At 71.7% G+C, this 14,404-nt stretch carries 12 protein-coding genes and 1 tRNA gene; 9 read left to right on the top strand and 4 right to left on the bottom strand.

Annotated features, from left to right (window positions below; genetic code table 11):
* Positions 1-5 precede the first annotated feature (5 nt).
* Positions 6-2,084, bottom strand: coding sequence for an acyltransferase family protein (locus BQ6202_RS09250; RefSeq protein ID WP_159433635.1), 2,079 nt, complete (start codon positions 2,082-2,084; stop codon positions 6-8).
* Between the two features lie 106 nt (positions 2,085-2,190).
* Here BQ6202_RS09250 and ahcY point away from each other — a divergent pair, with 106 nt between their 5' ends.
* The gene (ahcY, locus tag BQ6202_RS09245; protein ID WP_072314196.1) at positions 2,191-3,627 is read left to right on the top strand and encodes an adenosylhomocysteinase; all 1,437 of its coding nucleotides are present in this window, start codon (positions 2,191-2,193) and stop codon (positions 3,625-3,627) included.
* Between the two features lie 64 nt (positions 3,628-3,691).
* Here ahcY and BQ6202_RS09240 read toward each other — a convergent pair whose 3' ends face one another.
* Both BQ6202_RS09240 and BQ6202_RS09235 read right to left on the bottom strand, forming a co-directional pair.
* Positions 3,692-4,180 carry a MarR family winged helix-turn-helix transcriptional regulator gene (locus tag BQ6202_RS09240; RefSeq protein ID WP_072314195.1) on the bottom strand — a complete coding sequence of 163 codons (489 nt, stop codon included), beginning with the start codon at positions 4,178-4,180 and terminating at the stop codon, positions 3,692-3,694.
* A 134-nt stretch (positions 4,181-4,314) separates the two neighbouring features.
* Positions 4,315-4,385 (bottom strand) — tRNA-Gln (locus BQ6202_RS09235).
* A 66-nt stretch (positions 4,386-4,451) separates the two neighbouring features.
* On the opposite strand from BQ6202_RS09235, the gene BQ6202_RS09230 reads away from it, so the two are divergent.
* From BQ6202_RS09230 to BQ6202_RS09200, 8 genes are all read left to right on the top strand, one after another.
* Positions 4,452-5,372, top strand: a complete 921-nt coding sequence (locus BQ6202_RS09230) for a glycosyltransferase family 2 protein (RefSeq protein ID WP_072314194.1) — start codon at positions 4,452-4,454, stop codon at positions 5,370-5,372.
* A 24-nt stretch (positions 5,373-5,396) separates the two neighbouring features.
* Positions 5,397-6,839 (top strand): bifunctional UDP-N-acetylglucosamine diphosphorylase/glucosamine-1-phosphate N-acetyltransferase GlmU, encoded by a 1,443-nt coding sequence (gene glmU, locus BQ6202_RS09225; protein WP_072314193.1) that lies wholly within the window; start codon positions 5,397-5,399, stop codon positions 6,837-6,839.
* Between the two features lie 11 nt (positions 6,840-6,850).
* Complete coding sequence (locus tag BQ6202_RS09220; protein WP_072314192.1) at positions 6,851-7,828, top strand: ribose-phosphate diphosphokinase; 978 nt, start codon at positions 6,851-6,853, stop codon at positions 7,826-7,828.
* A gap of 24 nt (positions 7,829-7,852) precedes the next feature.
* Positions 7,853-8,311 carry a hypothetical protein gene (locus tag BQ6202_RS09215; protein ID WP_143143706.1) on the top strand — a complete coding sequence of 153 codons (459 nt, stop codon included), beginning with the start codon at positions 7,853-7,855 and terminating at the stop codon, positions 8,309-8,311.
* A gap of 7 nt (positions 8,312-8,318) precedes the next feature.
* Positions 8,319-9,440, top strand: coding sequence for a methyltransferase domain-containing protein (locus BQ6202_RS09210; protein ID WP_072314190.1), 1,122 nt, complete (start codon positions 8,319-8,321; stop codon positions 9,438-9,440).
* A 257-nt stretch (positions 9,441-9,697) separates the two neighbouring features.
* Entirely contained in the window at positions 9,698-11,398 is a 1,701-nt protein-coding gene (locus BQ6202_RS09205; RefSeq protein ID WP_072314189.1) for a sodium:solute symporter family protein, read from the top strand.
* Between the two features lie 12 nt (positions 11,399-11,410).
* On the top strand, positions 11,411-11,539 hold the full coding sequence (locus BQ6202_RS15130; RefSeq protein WP_234946175.1) for a putative transporter small subunit: 129 nt from the start codon (positions 11,411-11,413) through the stop codon (positions 11,537-11,539).
* A gap of 52 nt (positions 11,540-11,591) precedes the next feature.
* Complete coding sequence (locus tag BQ6202_RS09200) at positions 11,592-12,893, top strand: APC family permease (protein ID WP_072314188.1); 1,302 nt, start codon at positions 11,592-11,594, stop codon at positions 12,891-12,893.
* Between the two features lie 79 nt (positions 12,894-12,972).
* Here BQ6202_RS09200 and BQ6202_RS09195 read toward each other — a convergent pair whose 3' ends face one another.
* The gene (locus tag BQ6202_RS09195; protein ID WP_072314187.1) at positions 12,973-14,394 is read right to left on the bottom strand and encodes a cation:dicarboxylate symporter family transporter; all 1,422 of its coding nucleotides are present in this window, start codon (positions 14,392-14,394) and stop codon (positions 12,973-12,975) included.
* Positions 14,395-14,404: the final 10 nt, after the last annotated feature.

Raw genomic sequence — 14,404 nt, 5'->3', positions numbered from 1 at the left:
CCGCGTCAGCGCTCGGTCGGCATCACGTCGGCCGCCTCGAGCTCGCGCTCGAGGTGGTCGGCCAGGGTTCGCGCGTAGCTGCCGGTCAGGTGGCCTGCGTCTCGGAAGACGACGACGCCGTCGATGACGGGGTAGCACGTGCTGCTGCCGCAGATGGCGTCGTTGAGGTCGATGAGGGCGGCGCGGGGCTCGAGCCTCGCGGCTTCCTCCTGACCGGTGCCCGCCCGCTCGAGCGCGGGGCCGCGGTCGAACTCGCAGGTGCCGAGCGACTGCGGCTCTTCGCGCACGCAGTCGTCGATCGAGAAGCCGGCGGCGGGCGTGTCTCGCATGACCGCCACGCGCGCGCCGCGGTCGAGCACCGCACCCCACGCGGTCGCCATGCCGGTGCCGAGCGACGCATCCGCGCCCTCGTCGGGCACGACGCCGCCGTCCCAGGCGACGGTGGGCGCGTTGCTGGTGATGACGAGCGCCGGCTGCTCGCGCTCGAGCACCGCTGCGACCGCCGCGTTCCACTGCATGCATGCCGAGTAGGGGACGCCGCTGCCGGACATCGCCACCTCGCTCGCGGTGAACGGGCACCCGGCCTTCGTCATCGCGAGCACGCGCCAGCCGTGCTCCTCGGCGAGCGCCTCCGCGGTCGGCACCCACTGGGTCGCGTGCGAGTCGCCGACGACGACCACGAGCGGGCCGTCGTCACCCCAGCGGCACTCGACGGGCTCTGCCACCTCCGCCTGCACGTGGCAGCCGTCGGCATAGGACGCGGGGAGGTCGGCGTGCAGGTCCTCGGGCGCCGGGACGTACCCGGTCACCGGCCGGCCGGCGACCGCATCCGCCGTCGCGCCTGCGGGGATCGACCGGGCGCCGCCGGCCGTGGCTGCCGGGCCCGGGTAGTCGGGCACCTGCGCGAGCGAGGGAGCGGCGGTGGCTGCTGCGCCGACGACGAGCACGGTGGTCGCGAGGCAGGCGGCGCCGAGCAGGATGCCGCCGCGCACGCTCGCCCACGGCACGCGGGGTGAGCGAGAGCGCAGCGGCTCCTCGACGAGCCGCCACGTCAGCCACGCGAGCACCAGCGTCACCGCGACGATCAGGACGGTGCGCCAGGAGAGCAGCGTCGTGTCCTTGTCGTAGGGGTTGGCCAGCACGATGACCGGCCAGTGCCAGAGGTAGACCGAGTAGGAGATCGCGCCGACCCACTGCACGGGGCGGATCGCGAGCGCGCGGTGCACGAGGCTGCGGCGCACGAGCTCGTCGCCGCCCCCGCCAGCCCAGAGCACGAGCGCCGTCGCGAGCGTCGGCCACCACGCCGCGACGCCCGGGAACGGCGTGGAGCCGTGCAGCACCGCGAAGGAGGCGACCGCGGCGAGGACGCCCGTGAGCGCAACGGGCCCCGCCGCGCGCCCGCGGAGGGCAGGCACGACGGCTACGAGGCCGCCGAGCGCGAGCTCCCAGAGCCGGGTGGGGGTCGTGAAGTAGGCGGAGGCGGGATCGGTGGCCGTCCAGACGATCGACGCGACCGCCGAGGCGATGATCACGAGCACGACGATCGCGCCGGAGAGGAGGCGCCGGCTGCGACGCCAGCGCGCGGCGGCGACGGCAGCAGCGGCCATGAGCAGCGGCCACAGCAGGTAGAACTGCTCCTCGACCGCGAGCGACCAGTAGTGCTGGAAGGGCGATGGCGAGGCGAAGCTCTGCAGGTAGTCGGTCGAGCCCTGCGCGAAGTGGAGGTTCACGACGTAGAGCGCCGACCAGAGCGCGTCGAACGACAGCTCTGGCCTGCGCGTCGCCGGGAGCACGATCCATCCGGCGACGAGTGTGACGAGCAGCACGAGGGTCGCGGCGGGCAGGATGCGGCGGCAGCGCCGGGCCCAGAAGTCGGCGAGCGCTGCGCGGTCGAGCGTGTGCCGCTCGACGAGCCAGCGCGTCATGAGGAAGCCCGAGACGACGAAGAAGACGTCGACGCCGGCGAAGCCGCCCGGCAGCGCGCGCGGGTCGAGGTGCCACGCGACCACGGCGAGCACGGCGATCGCGCGCAGGCCCTGGATGTCCTTGCGATGGGTGCGCTGCGCGGGGACCGCGGCGGTCACCGCTCCCGCCCGTGCACGCTGCTGCGGTCGATGGTCACGCGGAGCGATCGTACGCGACCGGCAGCGAGACGGCCGCGCGAGCCGCGCAGGTGCGAGGATGGACGACATGACCGACACCGCACCCCGCATCCTCGAGCACCACGTGCGCGACCTCGGCCTCGCCGAGGCGGGCCGCCACCAGATCCGCCTCGCGGAGCACGAGATGCCCGGCCTGATGGAGCTGCGTCGGCGCTACGCCGCAGAGCAGCCGCTCGCGGGCCAGCGCATCGCGGGCAGCCTCCACATGACCGTGCAGACGGCGGTGCTGATCGAGACCCTCGTGGCGCTCGGCGCCGAGGTGCGCTGGGCGAGCTGCAACATCTTCTCGACGCAGGATGAGGCGGCCGCGGCGATCGCCGTCGGCGACGGCACCCCCGAGGCGCCGAACGGCGTGCCGGTCTTCGCCTGGAAGGGCGAGACGCTCGAGGAGTACTGGGCCTGCACCAACCGCATCTTCGACTTCGCGGGCGGCCCCACGCTGATCCTCGACGACGGTGGCGACGCCACGATGCTCGTGCACCGGGGCCGGGATGCGGAGCTCGCCGGAGCCGCGCCGGTCACGCCCGAGGGCGCCCCGGAGGAGCTGCGGGTGATCGACGCGCTCATCGGCCGCACGCTCGCCGACGACGACCAGCGCTGGACGCGCATCGCCGAGCAGCTGCGCGGCGTGACCGAGGAGACCACGACCGGCGTGCACCGCCTCGAGCAGCTGTTCGCCGAGTCGCGGCTGCTCTTCCCCGCCATCAACGTCAACGACTCCGTCACGAAGTCGAAGTTCGACAACCGCTACGGCATCCGCCACTCGCTGCCCGACGGCATCAACCGCGCGACCGACGTGCTGATCGGCGGCAAGACCGCCTTCGTGGTCGGCTACGGCGACGTCGGCAAGGGTGCGGCGGAGGCGCTGCGCGGGCAGGGCGCGCGCGTGATCGTGAGCGAGGTCGACCCGATCTGCGCGCTGCAGGCGGCGATGGACGGCTTCCAGGTCGCGCGCGTCGAGGACGCCCTCGACAGCGCCGACATCTGGGTCACGACGACCGGCAACGAGCACGTCATCACGCTCGAGCACCTCGAGTCGATGAAGCACCTCGCGATCGTCGCGAACGTCGGCCACTTCGACAACGAGATCGACATCGCTGCCCTCGAGCGCTCGGGCGCCGAGCGCATCGAGATCAAGCCGCAGGTGCACGAGTGGCGCTTCGCCTCCGGCCGGGCGATCCTCGTGCTCTCCGAGGGGCGGCTCATGAACCTCGGCAACGCCACCGGGCATCCGTCGTTCGTGATGTCGAACTCGTTCTCGAACCAGGTGCTGGCGCAGATCGAGCTCGCGACCGAGGACTACGAGCTCGGCGTCTTCCGCCTGCCGAAGGTGCTCGACGAGGAGGTCGCGCGCCTGCACCTCGATGCGCTCGGCGCGCGGCTCACGACGCTGCGGCCCGAGCAGGCCGCCTACATCGGCGTGCCGGTCGAGGGCCCCTTCAAGCCGGAGCACTACCGCTACTAGCCCACGCTCGTTCGTCCGTAGGTCGAGGAGCGCGCGGCGCAGCCGCTCGCGTCACGAGACCCGCTCAGAGCATCGCGCCAGCCAGTACGCGCAGCAGCTCGGCCAGGCGCGCCTGATCGTCGGCTGGGATGTCGCGCAGCAGCCGCCGCTCGGCCTCGAGCAGCGCGTCGAGGGCGACGTCGACGCGGTCGATGCCCTCGTCGGTGAGCGCGACGAGGCGCACGCGACGGTCGGCCGACCCCGCGACGCGCTCGACGAGGCCGGATGCGACGAGGTTGTCGATGCGGTTCGTCATCGTGCCGCTCGTCACCATGGTCTGCGCGATGAGGTCCTTCGGGCTCAGCGGGCCGTCCTGACGGCGCAGCGCCGCGAGCACATCCCACTGCCAGGGCTCGAGCCCCGCCTGCTGGAACGCCTCGGCGCGCACGCGCCCGAGCTGCCGCGAGATGCGCGTCATGCGGCTCAGCACGTCGAGCGGCGAGACGTCGGCGTCGGGGCGCACGTGCATCCACTGCTCCATGATGCGATCGACGTCGTCGCGGTGCGCGGCCATGCAGCCAGTCTCGCACTCGCGGCGGGTGCTCCCTGAGCCGCTCCGCGCTGCAGGCGCTGAGCGTGTCGAAGGGTGGGGGCTTCGAGACGCGTGCGGCTGCGCCGCGCGCTCCTCAGCCAGCGGGGGGTCGTCTGCTCCGCCACCAGGATTCGAACCTGGACAAACGGCTCCAAAGGCCGCTGTGCTGCCGTTACACCATGGCGGATCGCGCCTACCAGGCTAGTCGGCGCAGCGCCCCCGCGTTGGCAGCGAGAGGGGGCAGGATGGGGGCATGCCCTCGACCGCCGCCGACGTCGTCGCCGTCGCCGTGACCTTCCGGCCCGATGAGGCCGCGATCGGCGACGTGCTCGAGCGCGCTGCGGCGCAGGTCGGCACCCTCGTGGTGCTCGACAACGACACGCCGCTGCTCGACGGCGAGCACTGGTCTGAACGCGTCGCCCTGCCGGCCGGCGTCGAGGTCGAGCGCTCGGCCACGAACGTGGGCCTGGGCGCCGCCTACAACCGCGCCGCCGCCATCGCCGCGGAGCGCGGCGCGCGCTCCGTGCTGCTGCTCGACCAGGACTCCCAGCTCGACGAGGGCTGCGTCGACGCCCTGCTGCGGCACGCCGACGCCCGAGCAGCCCGCGGCCCCCTCGGCGCGGTCGGCCCCACCTTCGTCGACGCCCGCAGCGGTGAGCGGGCGCCCTTCGTGCGCTTCGGCTTCCCGCTCAACCGCAAGCTGCACGCGGCGCCCGGCGGCGACGTGGACGCCGACTTCCTGATCTCCTCGGGCTCGCTCATCCCGCTCACGGCGATCGCCGCGGCCGGCCCCTTCGACGAGGGGCTCTTCATCGACAGCGTCGACATGGAGTGGTGCTTCCGCGCGAAGGCAGCCGGCCTGCAGCTCGTCGGCGTGGCCGACGCTCGCATGCTGCACACCATCGGTGACGAGCTCGTCCGCCTCCCCGGCGGCGGCTCGATGTTCGTCCACTCGCCGCTGCGGCTCTACATGATGACCCGCAACCGCGTCGCCCTCTGGCGGCGCCACGGCACCCCTCCCGTCTGGACGGCGCAGGATGTGCCCCGCATGCTCTTCAAGCTCGCCCGCATGACCGCGTTCGTCGCGCCGCGCATCCGCAACGCCCGCGCGATGGTGCGTGGCGCTCGCGACGGCTGGCGGGGTCGGCAGGGGCCGCCCCCTGCGCGCGAGTAGCCTGGGGGAAATCGAACGCATCCGATGGGAGAGAGCGTGCCTCAGGTCGCCGTCATCGTCCTCGCCGCTGGCGCGGGCACCCGCATGAAGAGCCGCACGCCCAAGCCGCTCCACCCGCTCGCAGGCAAGCCGCTCATCGCGCACGTGCTCAGCACTGCTGGCGAGCTGCACCCCGAGCGCATCGTCACCGTCGTGCGCCACGAGCGCGAGCGCATGGCCGCCGCCGTGCTCGAGTTCGCCCCGCACGTCCTGATCGCCGACCAGGACGACGTACCCGGCACCGGCCGCGCCGTCGAGCAGGGCCTCGACGCGCTCGCGGGCTTCGACGGCCACGTGGTCGTGCTCTCCGGCGACGTGCCGCTCATCGACGCCGACACGCTCGGCCACCTCATCGAGCGCCACGAGCGCGAGGGCAACCAGCTGACGCTGCTGTCGGCGCACCTGCCCGACCCGACCGGGCTCGGTCGCATCGTGCGCGACGAGGCAGGCGCCTTCGTGCGCATCGTCGAGCAGAAGGACGCGAGCGAGGCTGAGCGCGCCATCGACGAGGTCAACGGCGGCATCTACGTCTTCGACGCGACCGCGCTGCGAGCGGCGCTCTCCACCATCGACCGCGACAACGCGCAGGGCGAGATGTACCTGACGGATGCGGCGGTTCGGATCCAGGCGACGGGCGGGCGCATCCAGGCCGTCCCCGCCGCCGACACCTGGGCGATCTGGGGCATCAACGACCGCGTGCAGCTCGCCGCCGCCGCGCACGAGCTCAACGACCGCATCATCCGCCGCTGGCAGCGAGCGGGCGTCACGATCGCCGACCCGGCGTCGACCTGGATCGACGTCGACGTGACGCTCGGCGAGGACGTCACGATCCTGCCCGGTTCGCAGCTGCACGGCGCCACCGTCGTCGCCGCTGGCGCGACGATCGGCCCCGACACGACCCTCGTCGACACCGAGGTGGGGGTGGACGCGATCGTGAAGCGCACCGACGCGACCCTGTCGGTCATCGGCGCCCGCGCATCCGTCGGCCCCTGGGCTTACCTGCGCCCGAACTCGGTGATCGGCGAGGGCGGCAAGATCGGCACGTTCGTCGAGACGAAGAACTCGCAGATCGGCGCGGGCAGCAAGGTGCCGCACCTCTCCTACATCGGCGATGCGACGATCGGCGACGGCGTCAACATCGGCGGCGGCGCGATCACCGCGAACTACGACGGGGTCGCCAAGCACCGCACGCAGATCGGCGATCAGGTGCAGACCGGCGTCCACAACAGCTTCGTCGCGCCCGTTACGATTGGTGCAGGCGCGAAGACCGGAGCCGGCGCAGTCATCCGCAAGGAGGTCGAAGCCGGCGCGCTGGCGATCTCCGTCGCACCGCAGCGCAACATGACGGGCTGGGTCGCCGCGAATCGTCCCGGATCGAAGGCAGCCGACGCAGCAGCGGCGGCGCAGCACGAGGCACCTGACGCCTAGGAGGCACCCGAGTGGGATCGATCGTCGCGAAGAACCGCAAGCACCTCGTCCTGGCGACGGGCCGCTCGCACCCGCAGCTCGCGAGCGCCGTCGCTGCCGAGATCGGCACCGACCTCATGGACGTCGACAGCCGCACCTTCGCGAACGGCGAGATCTACGCCCGCTTCGAGGGCTCGGTGCGCGGTTCCGACGCGTTCATCCTGCAGTCCTACTGCCGCCCTGTGAACGAGTGGCTCATGGAGCAGCTCATCATGGTCGACGCCCTCAAGCGCGCCTCGGCGAAGCGCATCACGGTCGTCATGCCGTACTACCCCTACTCCCGCCAGGACAAGAAGGGTCGCGGCCGCGAGCCCATCTCGGCGCGCCTCATCGCTGACCTGTTCAAGACCGCAGGCGCGGATCGCATCATGTCGATCGACATCCACGCCTCGCAGATCCAGGGCTTCTTCGACGGGCCCTTCGACCACCTGTTCGCGATGCCGGTGCTGCTCGAGCACTTCAAGCACACGGTCGATCCCGAGACCCTCACGGTCGTCTCGCCCGACATGGGGCGCGTGCGCGTCGCGGACGTCTGGAGCGACAAGCTCGGCGCGCCGCTCGCGATCATCCACAAGCGGCGCGACCCGCTGGTGCCGAACCAGGTCTCGGTGCACGAGATCGTCGGCACGGTCGAGGGCCGCACCTGCCTGCTCGTGGACGACATGATCGACACCGGCCGCACGATCGTGAAGGCGGCGGAGGCCCTCAAGGCCAGTGGGGCGACGAACGTGATCGTCGCCGCGACGCACGCGATCTTCTCGAACCCGGCGTCCGAGATCCTGAACTCCGCGGCGATCGACAAGGTGGTCGTGACCGACACCCTGCCGCTCGGCGAGGACCAGCGCTTCGAGAAGCTCGAGGTGCTCTCGATCGCGCCGCTGCTCGCGCGCGCCATCACCGAGGTCTTCGAGGACGGCTCGGTCACGAGCCTCTTCGACGGGGCCGCGTAGCGTTCCGACGATCTGAGGTCCACCGTGCCAATGCCCCCGTGGCTCGTCCCCGCGCTCCGCTTCATCGGCTCGAACGCGCCGAAGTACGGCCCCGTGGTGCTGGCGTGGCTCAGCAGCAACCCGGAGGTCGCGGCCAACGTGCAGCAGCAGGTGCGGCGGCTGCTGCGCTCCAGCGGGCCGAGCTCGGACGCCATGCGCCAGAGCCTGAAGGCGATGCGCGAGCAGGTCGAGTATCTGCGCCGCAGCGCGGACGACAACGCCGAGCGCGCTCGCGCCGACAGGTGGGCGGCCTCGCTCACCGGGCTCGAGCACGCGCTGGAGCTGCTCGGCCCCGGCAGCGCCAAGGCGGATCTCAAGCGGCTCCGGGCGAGGGTCGACGGGCTGAGGAGCGAGATCCTCGACGCCTTCCTCGCCGAGCAGATCGAGGACGCCGGAGGGCCCGCCCCCATCGAGGGGCGCGGCGGAGCGACCGACGAGCGCTGACAGCGGGGTGACGACGAGCGTCGCTCTCTCGTGCGGCTACTTCGACGCCTGGCGCTGCCGCTCGTGCACGCTGCTCGCCACCCCCTACGAGGTGCAGCTCGCCCAGCAGCAGGCGCGCATGGAGGCCCTGCTGCCGCCGATGCTGTGGGATGCGCCGCACGCCAGCGCCGTCGGCGGGTTCCGCAACAAGGCCAAGATGGCCGTCGCGGGCACCGTCGAGGCGCCGACGCTCGGCATCCTCGCCGCCGACGGCACCGGCATCGACCTCCAGGCGTGCCCGCTCCACGAGCAGCCGATCGTCGATGCGATGCCCGCGCTCGAGCGGTTGGTGCGGGATGCGCGTCTCACGCCGTACGACGTGCCGAGCCGCCGCGGCGAGCTGAAGCACCTCATCCTCACCGCATCGCCCGACGGCGAGCTGGCGCTCAGGATCGTGCTTCGCTCGAGCGAGTCGCTGCCGCGCATCCGCAAGCACCTCGCCGTGCTCGACCACTTGCCGCTCGTGAGCGTCTCCGCCAACCTGCAGCCCGAGCACAAGGCGGTGCTCGAGGGCGACGACGAGCTGCTGCTCGCCGGTGACGGCGTGCTCGTGATGCGCGTCAACGGCATCGGGCTGCGGCTGCGCCCGCGCAGCTTCTTCCAGACCAACACGGCCGTCGCATCCGCCCTCTACCGGCAGGCGACCGCCTGGATCGACGAGGCCGACCCGGCGACGATGCTCGACCTCTACTGCGGCGTCGGCGGCTTCGCGCTGCACGCCGCCCGCGCCGGACGGCCGATCTCGGGCGTCGAGGTGACCGCCGAGGCGATCGATGCCGCGCGCGAGACCGCCGAGGCGATGGGGGCGGATGCGTCGTTCACCGTCGGCGACGCCGCGAGCGTCGACCTCGAGGGCGCGCGGGCACCGGAGCTCGTCGTCGTGAACCCGCCACGACGCGGCATCGGCGAGCTCGCCGGGCGGCTCGACGCCTCCGCGGTGCAGCGGGTCGTGTACTCGAGCTGCAACCCGGTGACGCTCGCGCGCGACCTCGCGGCGATGCCCGGCTTCGCGCCCGTGAGGGCGCGAGCGTTCGACATGTTCCCGCACACCGACCACGCTGAGGTGCTGGTCGAGCTCGCTCGCCGCTGACACCCGACTGGGGGACGGCGACCGACGTCTCGATTGGCCATGCGTCGCCGTTCATGACAGTGTGAAAGTGCTGGCGGACCGCCGGCACCGGTGCGGAGAGCGCCCGTTCGAGTCGCGCGAGAAGACGCACGGGCATCGCATCGAGAGACCCTCGGGCGCTGCGCCGCGAGGGCGGAACGGGCCCGGGGAGGCCCGCCGTCAGGCCTGCCGTCCGGCGCGCCCGCAGCTGCTCGAGACCGCCGATCGGAAGGAAGCCCATGCCGCCCGCCCAGGAGATCGCCCAGCTCGGGATCGCGACCGTCATCATCCTGCTCGTCGTCTTCTACGGCGGCACGCTGCTGATGACCTTCGGGATCGGCCGCAAGAAGGAGAACGCCGACGGCTACATGACCGCCGGCAACCGGATCGGCTTCGGCATCTCGGCCGCGTCGATGACCGCCACCTGGATATGGGCATCCTCGATGTACGCCTCGGCTACCGCCGGCTACACCTACGGCATCTCCGGCCCCATCCACTACGGGCTCTGGGGCGCGCTGATGATCCTCTTCATCTACCCCTTCGGCAAGCGCATCCGCGCAGTCGCACCGAAGGCGCACACCCTCGCCGAGGTGATGTACGCCCGGCACGGCCGCTCCTCGCAGCTGATGCTCGCGGGCTCGAACGTGCTCGGCTCGCTCATCTCGCTGACCTCCAACTTCATCGCCGGCGGTGCGCTCATCGCGATGCTCTCGCCGCTCAGCTTCGGCACCGGCATCGTCATCGTCGCGGCCGGCGTGCTGCTCTACACGCTCTGGTCCGGCTTCCGCGCCTCCGTGCTCACCGACTTCGCCCAGGTCGTCTGCATGCTCGGCGCCGCCATCGTCGTGATCCCCGTCATCTTCTTCGCTGCGGGCGGCCCCGGCCTGTTCGAGGCCGGGGTCGCAGCAGGCAACGTGACCGCGCAGCAGCAGGACTTCTTCTCGTCCGACGCGTTCCTGCAGCAGGGCGCGCCCTACATCGCTGCGGTGCTCGCCTACGCCATCGGCAACCAGACGATCGCGCAGCGCCTCTTCGCCGTGCGCGAGGATCTCATCAAGCCCACCTTCATCACCGCGACCGTCGGCTACGGTGCCACGGTGATCGGCGTCGGCATGCTGGGCGTCATGGCGCTCTACCTCGGGGTCCAGCCGCTCGCCGGCGACGTCAACAACCTCATCCCGCAGATGGCGGCGAGCTACCTGCCGCTCATCCTGCTGGCGATCGCCTTCGTCATGATCATCGGCGCGCTGTCGTCGACAGCCGACTCCGATCTCGCCGCGCTCTCGTCGATCGTGATGGCGGATGTGTACGGCCAGTCGGTGGGCAAGGAGCGCGCGAACCCCAAGACGATGCTGCTCATCGGCCGCATCAGCATGATCGTCGCCACGGGAGCAGCGCTCTTCTTCGCGACGAGTCAGTTCAACATCCTCGATCTGCTGGTCTTCGTCGGCGCGCTCTGGGGCTGCCTCGTCTTCCCCGTGATCGCCTCGTTCTACTGGAAGAAGGTCACGAACCTCGCGTTCACGGCCTCGGTGATCGCCGCGCTCGTCGTCTTCATCCCGGTGCGCTTCGAGTGGGTCTCGCTGACCGGCGTGCTCGCGCTCCCCATCGAGGTGCTCGCCACGATCGGCATCGGGGTGGTGCTCGGCATCATGGCCTTCGGGTTCTTCGGCCTGCGGGTCGGCACGATCGTCGGCATCGTCGCGGTGCTGGCAGCAGCGCCCTTCACGCTGTTCTTCCTGCGCGACTACGTCGTGCTCACCGCATCGCTCGTGGCCTACGCGGTCTCGTTCCTGGTGTGCTACCTGCTGTCGTTCCGCTCCAAGCAGCGCTTCGACTTCTCGACCATCAAGGACCTCACGGGGGACTTCGATGGCGCGCCGGATCCGAGCGCGACGCCCGACGAGACCAGCAGCGCGCCCGCGCGCGCCCGAGACTGAACCGAGGAGACCATGACCGTCGCACTCACCATCTACGTCCTGATGTGGCCCGTCGTCGTCGCCGGCGTGCTGTTCGTCATCGCGCGCTCCTTCTTCCGCGAGCTGCGCGAGGCGAAGCGCGAGGGGCGCCCCATCATCTGAGGCTGGTAGCACCGACGCATCCCGTTCACCGCCCGCGGGTAGCGTCGACGCCATGACCCAGCTCGAGCGCCGCATCGGCGTGCCCGGTGCCGTGGCCATCGGCCTCGGCGCGATGATCGGCGCCGGACTCTTCTTCGTGTGGGCGCCGGCGGCGCTGCTCGCCGGCCCGATGCTGCCGGCGGCGGTCGCGCTCGCGGCCGCCATCGCCGTGCTGAACGCCCTCTCGACGGCGCAGCTCGCGATGCGGCACCCCGTCTCGGGCGGTGCCTACGCCTACGGTCGGGCCGAGGTGGGGGAGCGGGTCGGCTTCGCGGCCGGTTGGATGTTCCTGACCGGCAAGACCGCCTCCGCAGCCGCGATCGCGGTCATCGCAGGTCAGCACCTCTGGCCCGAGCATGCGCGCTGGGTCGCGGCGGCGGCCGTCGCGCTGCTCGCCGCGCTCAACATGCTCGGCGTACGAGTGACGGCCTGGGTCTCCTCCGGCATCGTCGCCCTGGTCCTCGTGGCGGTGCCCGGCGCGCTCGGCTGGGCGGCGGCGGGGCCGCCGACCGCGGAGCCGGACGGCGTGCTCGCGCTCCTGCCGCCCGCATCGGCGCTGCCGAGCGGCGACTTCGGCTTCGTGGGCGGCACCGACGACTTCGGCCTCGTCGGCGGCAGCGCGGCTGGCCCGTTCGGATGGCTGACGGCCGCTGGGATGCTGTTCTTCGCCTTCGCCGGCTACGCGCGCATGGCCACCCTCGGCGAGGAGGTGCGCGAGCCGCGCCGCACCCTGCCGGTCGCCATCGTCGCGGCGCTCGCGGTCGTGCTCGCCCTCTACGCAGCGGTCGCTTGGGCCACGAGCGCTCGGCTCGGGCCCGACCTGATCTTCTCCGCGACCCCGCTCGCCGACCTCGTCGGGCATCCGGCGCTGCACGCCGTCATGCTCGGCGCCGGCGCGCTCGCGTGCCTCGGCTCGCTCATGGGCATCCTCGCGGGCCTGAGCCGCACGGGGCTCGCGATGGCGCGGAACCGCGACCTGCCTGGGCCGCTCTCGCGCATCGCTGCGCGCACGCGCACCCCGGTGCTCGCCGAGGCTGCCGTCGCGCTCGTGGCGATCGCGGCGGCGCTGCTCCTGCCGGCCGGCAGCCTGGTGGCCTTCTCGTCCACCTGCGTGCTCGTCTACTACGCCATCGCCCACGTAGCGGCGATGCGGATGCGCGGCCGCGCGCAGCGCCTGTGGCTGCCGGTCTGGATCCCGTGGCTGGGAGTGGTCGCCTGCCTCGGAGTCGTGCTGACGCTGCCCTGGCAGGGCGTCGTGGGCGCAGCCGCCTGGCTCGCGCTCGGACTGGGGGCGCGGGCGCTGCTGCCCCGGTGAGGCGGCGCGTGGCCCGCACCCCGATGGGGCACGGGCCACGCGCTGCGCGGGCAGTCGCTCTCGCGCTGCGACAGCCGCCTCAGCGCTGGCCGTGCGGCCCGAGGTCGCGCGGCACGCCGGCCTCGGCCGGGCCGCCTGCCGCTGCCGGCACCGCCGGGTCGTTCGACTCGTCGCTCGCCCCGTGCTCGTCCGCGAGCATCGTGCGCTCGTCGAAGGGTCGCTGCCCGCTGAGCACCGCGCGCGTCTGCTCCATGTCGATCTCCTTCGTCCACGTGCCGATGAGCAGCGTGGCGACGGCGTTGCCCGTGAAGTTCGTCAGCGCTCGCGCCTCCGACATGAAGCGGTCGATGCCGACGATGACGCCGACGCCGTCGACGAGGTCGGGACGGTAGGTCTGCAGTCCACCCGCGAGCGTGGCGAGGCCGGCGCCGGTGACGCCTGCGGCACCCTTCGACGCGATGATCATGAACACGAGCAGGCCGATCTGCTCGGGGAGCGACATGGGCATGCCCATCGCGGTCGAGATGAACAGCGACGCCATCGTGAGGTAGATCGCCGTGCCGTCGAGGTTGAACGAGTAGCCCGTCGGCACCGTGATGCCGACGACCGGCTTCGAGACGCCCGCGTGCTCGAGCTTCGCGATCAGGCGCGGCAGCGCCGACTCGGAGGACGAGGTGCCGACGATCAGCAGGTACTCGCGGCCCAGGTACTGCATCAGGCGGAAGATGTTGATGCCCGTGACGACCTTCAGCAGCAGTCCGAGGACGACGACGATGAAGAGCACGCAGGTGGCGTAGAACCCGAGCATCAGGGTCGCCAGGGCCACGACGGCGCCCCATCCGGTCGAGCCGACGACGCCGGCGATCGCGCCGAAGGCACCGAGCGGCGCCACCCAGAGGATCATCGTCAGGACGCGGAAGACGAGCGCCTGCAGGTGCTTCACGACGGTGAGGATCGGCTTGCCGCGCTCGCCCATCGCCTGCACGGCGAAGCCGACCAGCAGGGCGACGAAGAGCGTCTGCAGCACCGACTCACCCGTGAGCGGGGAGAACAGCGTGACGGGGATGATCCCGAGCAGGAAGTCGGTGGTCGACTCCGCCTCGCCCTCGGACTCGTAGGTGGCGCCGGCGATGTTGAGCCCCTCGCCCGGGTGCACGAAGTTGCCGACCAGCAGACCGATCGCGAGCGCGAAGGTCGACATGACGAGGAAGTAGATGAGGGCGAGGCCGCCGACCTTGCCGACGGTCGCCGCCTTCGCGATCGAGCCGATCCCGACCACGATGGTGCAGAAGATGACGGGCGCGATCATCATCTTGATGAGTGCGACGAAGCCCTTGCCGATGGGCGCGAGCGCCTCACCGGTCTCAGGTGAGATGAGGCCGACCGCGATGCCGAGGACGACGGCGATGATGACGGAGATGTAGAGCCAATGGGTCTTGTCGAGACCCCTGACGCGAGCTCCGAGCGAGCGTCGGTTCCTGGTGCCGGGCGTCATTGCCATGCTGTGCTCC

This window comes from Agrococcus sp. Marseille-P2731 (assembly GCF_900117395.1).
Classification (GTDB): Bacteria; Actinomycetota; Actinomycetes; order Actinomycetales; family Microbacteriaceae; genus Agrococcus.
The sequence above is the reverse complement of the archived record's forward strand: the minus strand, read 5'-3'. Positions and strand labels throughout refer to the sequence as shown.

Excerpts from the sequence above, each read along its gene's own strand:
- ahcY (WP_072314196.1), top strand. The coding sequence starts at position 2,191 with ATGACCGACACCGCACCCCGCATCCTCGAGCACCACGTGCGCGACCTC.
- BQ6202_RS09240 (WP_072314195.1), bottom strand. The coding sequence starts at position 4,180 with ATGGCCGCGCACCGCGACGACGTCGATCGCATCATGGAGCAGTGGATG.
- BQ6202_RS09230 (WP_072314194.1), top strand. The coding sequence starts at position 4,452 with ATGCCCTCGACCGCCGCCGACGTCGTCGCCGTCGCCGTGACCTTCCGG.
- glmU (WP_072314193.1), top strand. The coding sequence starts at position 5,397 with ATGGGAGAGAGCGTGCCTCAGGTCGCCGTCATCGTCCTCGCCGCTGGC.
- BQ6202_RS09205 (WP_072314189.1), top strand. The coding sequence starts at position 9,698 with ATGCCGCCCGCCCAGGAGATCGCCCAGCTCGGGATCGCGACCGTCATC.
- BQ6202_RS15130 (WP_234946175.1), top strand. The coding sequence starts at position 11,411 with ATGACCGTCGCACTCACCATCTACGTCCTGATGTGGCCCGTCGTCGTC.
- BQ6202_RS09200 (WP_072314188.1), top strand. The coding sequence starts at position 11,592 with ATGACCCAGCTCGAGCGCCGCATCGGCGTGCCCGGTGCCGTGGCCATC.
- BQ6202_RS09195 (WP_072314187.1), bottom strand. The coding sequence starts at position 14,394 with ATGGCAATGACGCCCGGCACCAGGAACCGACGCTCGCTCGGAGCTCGC.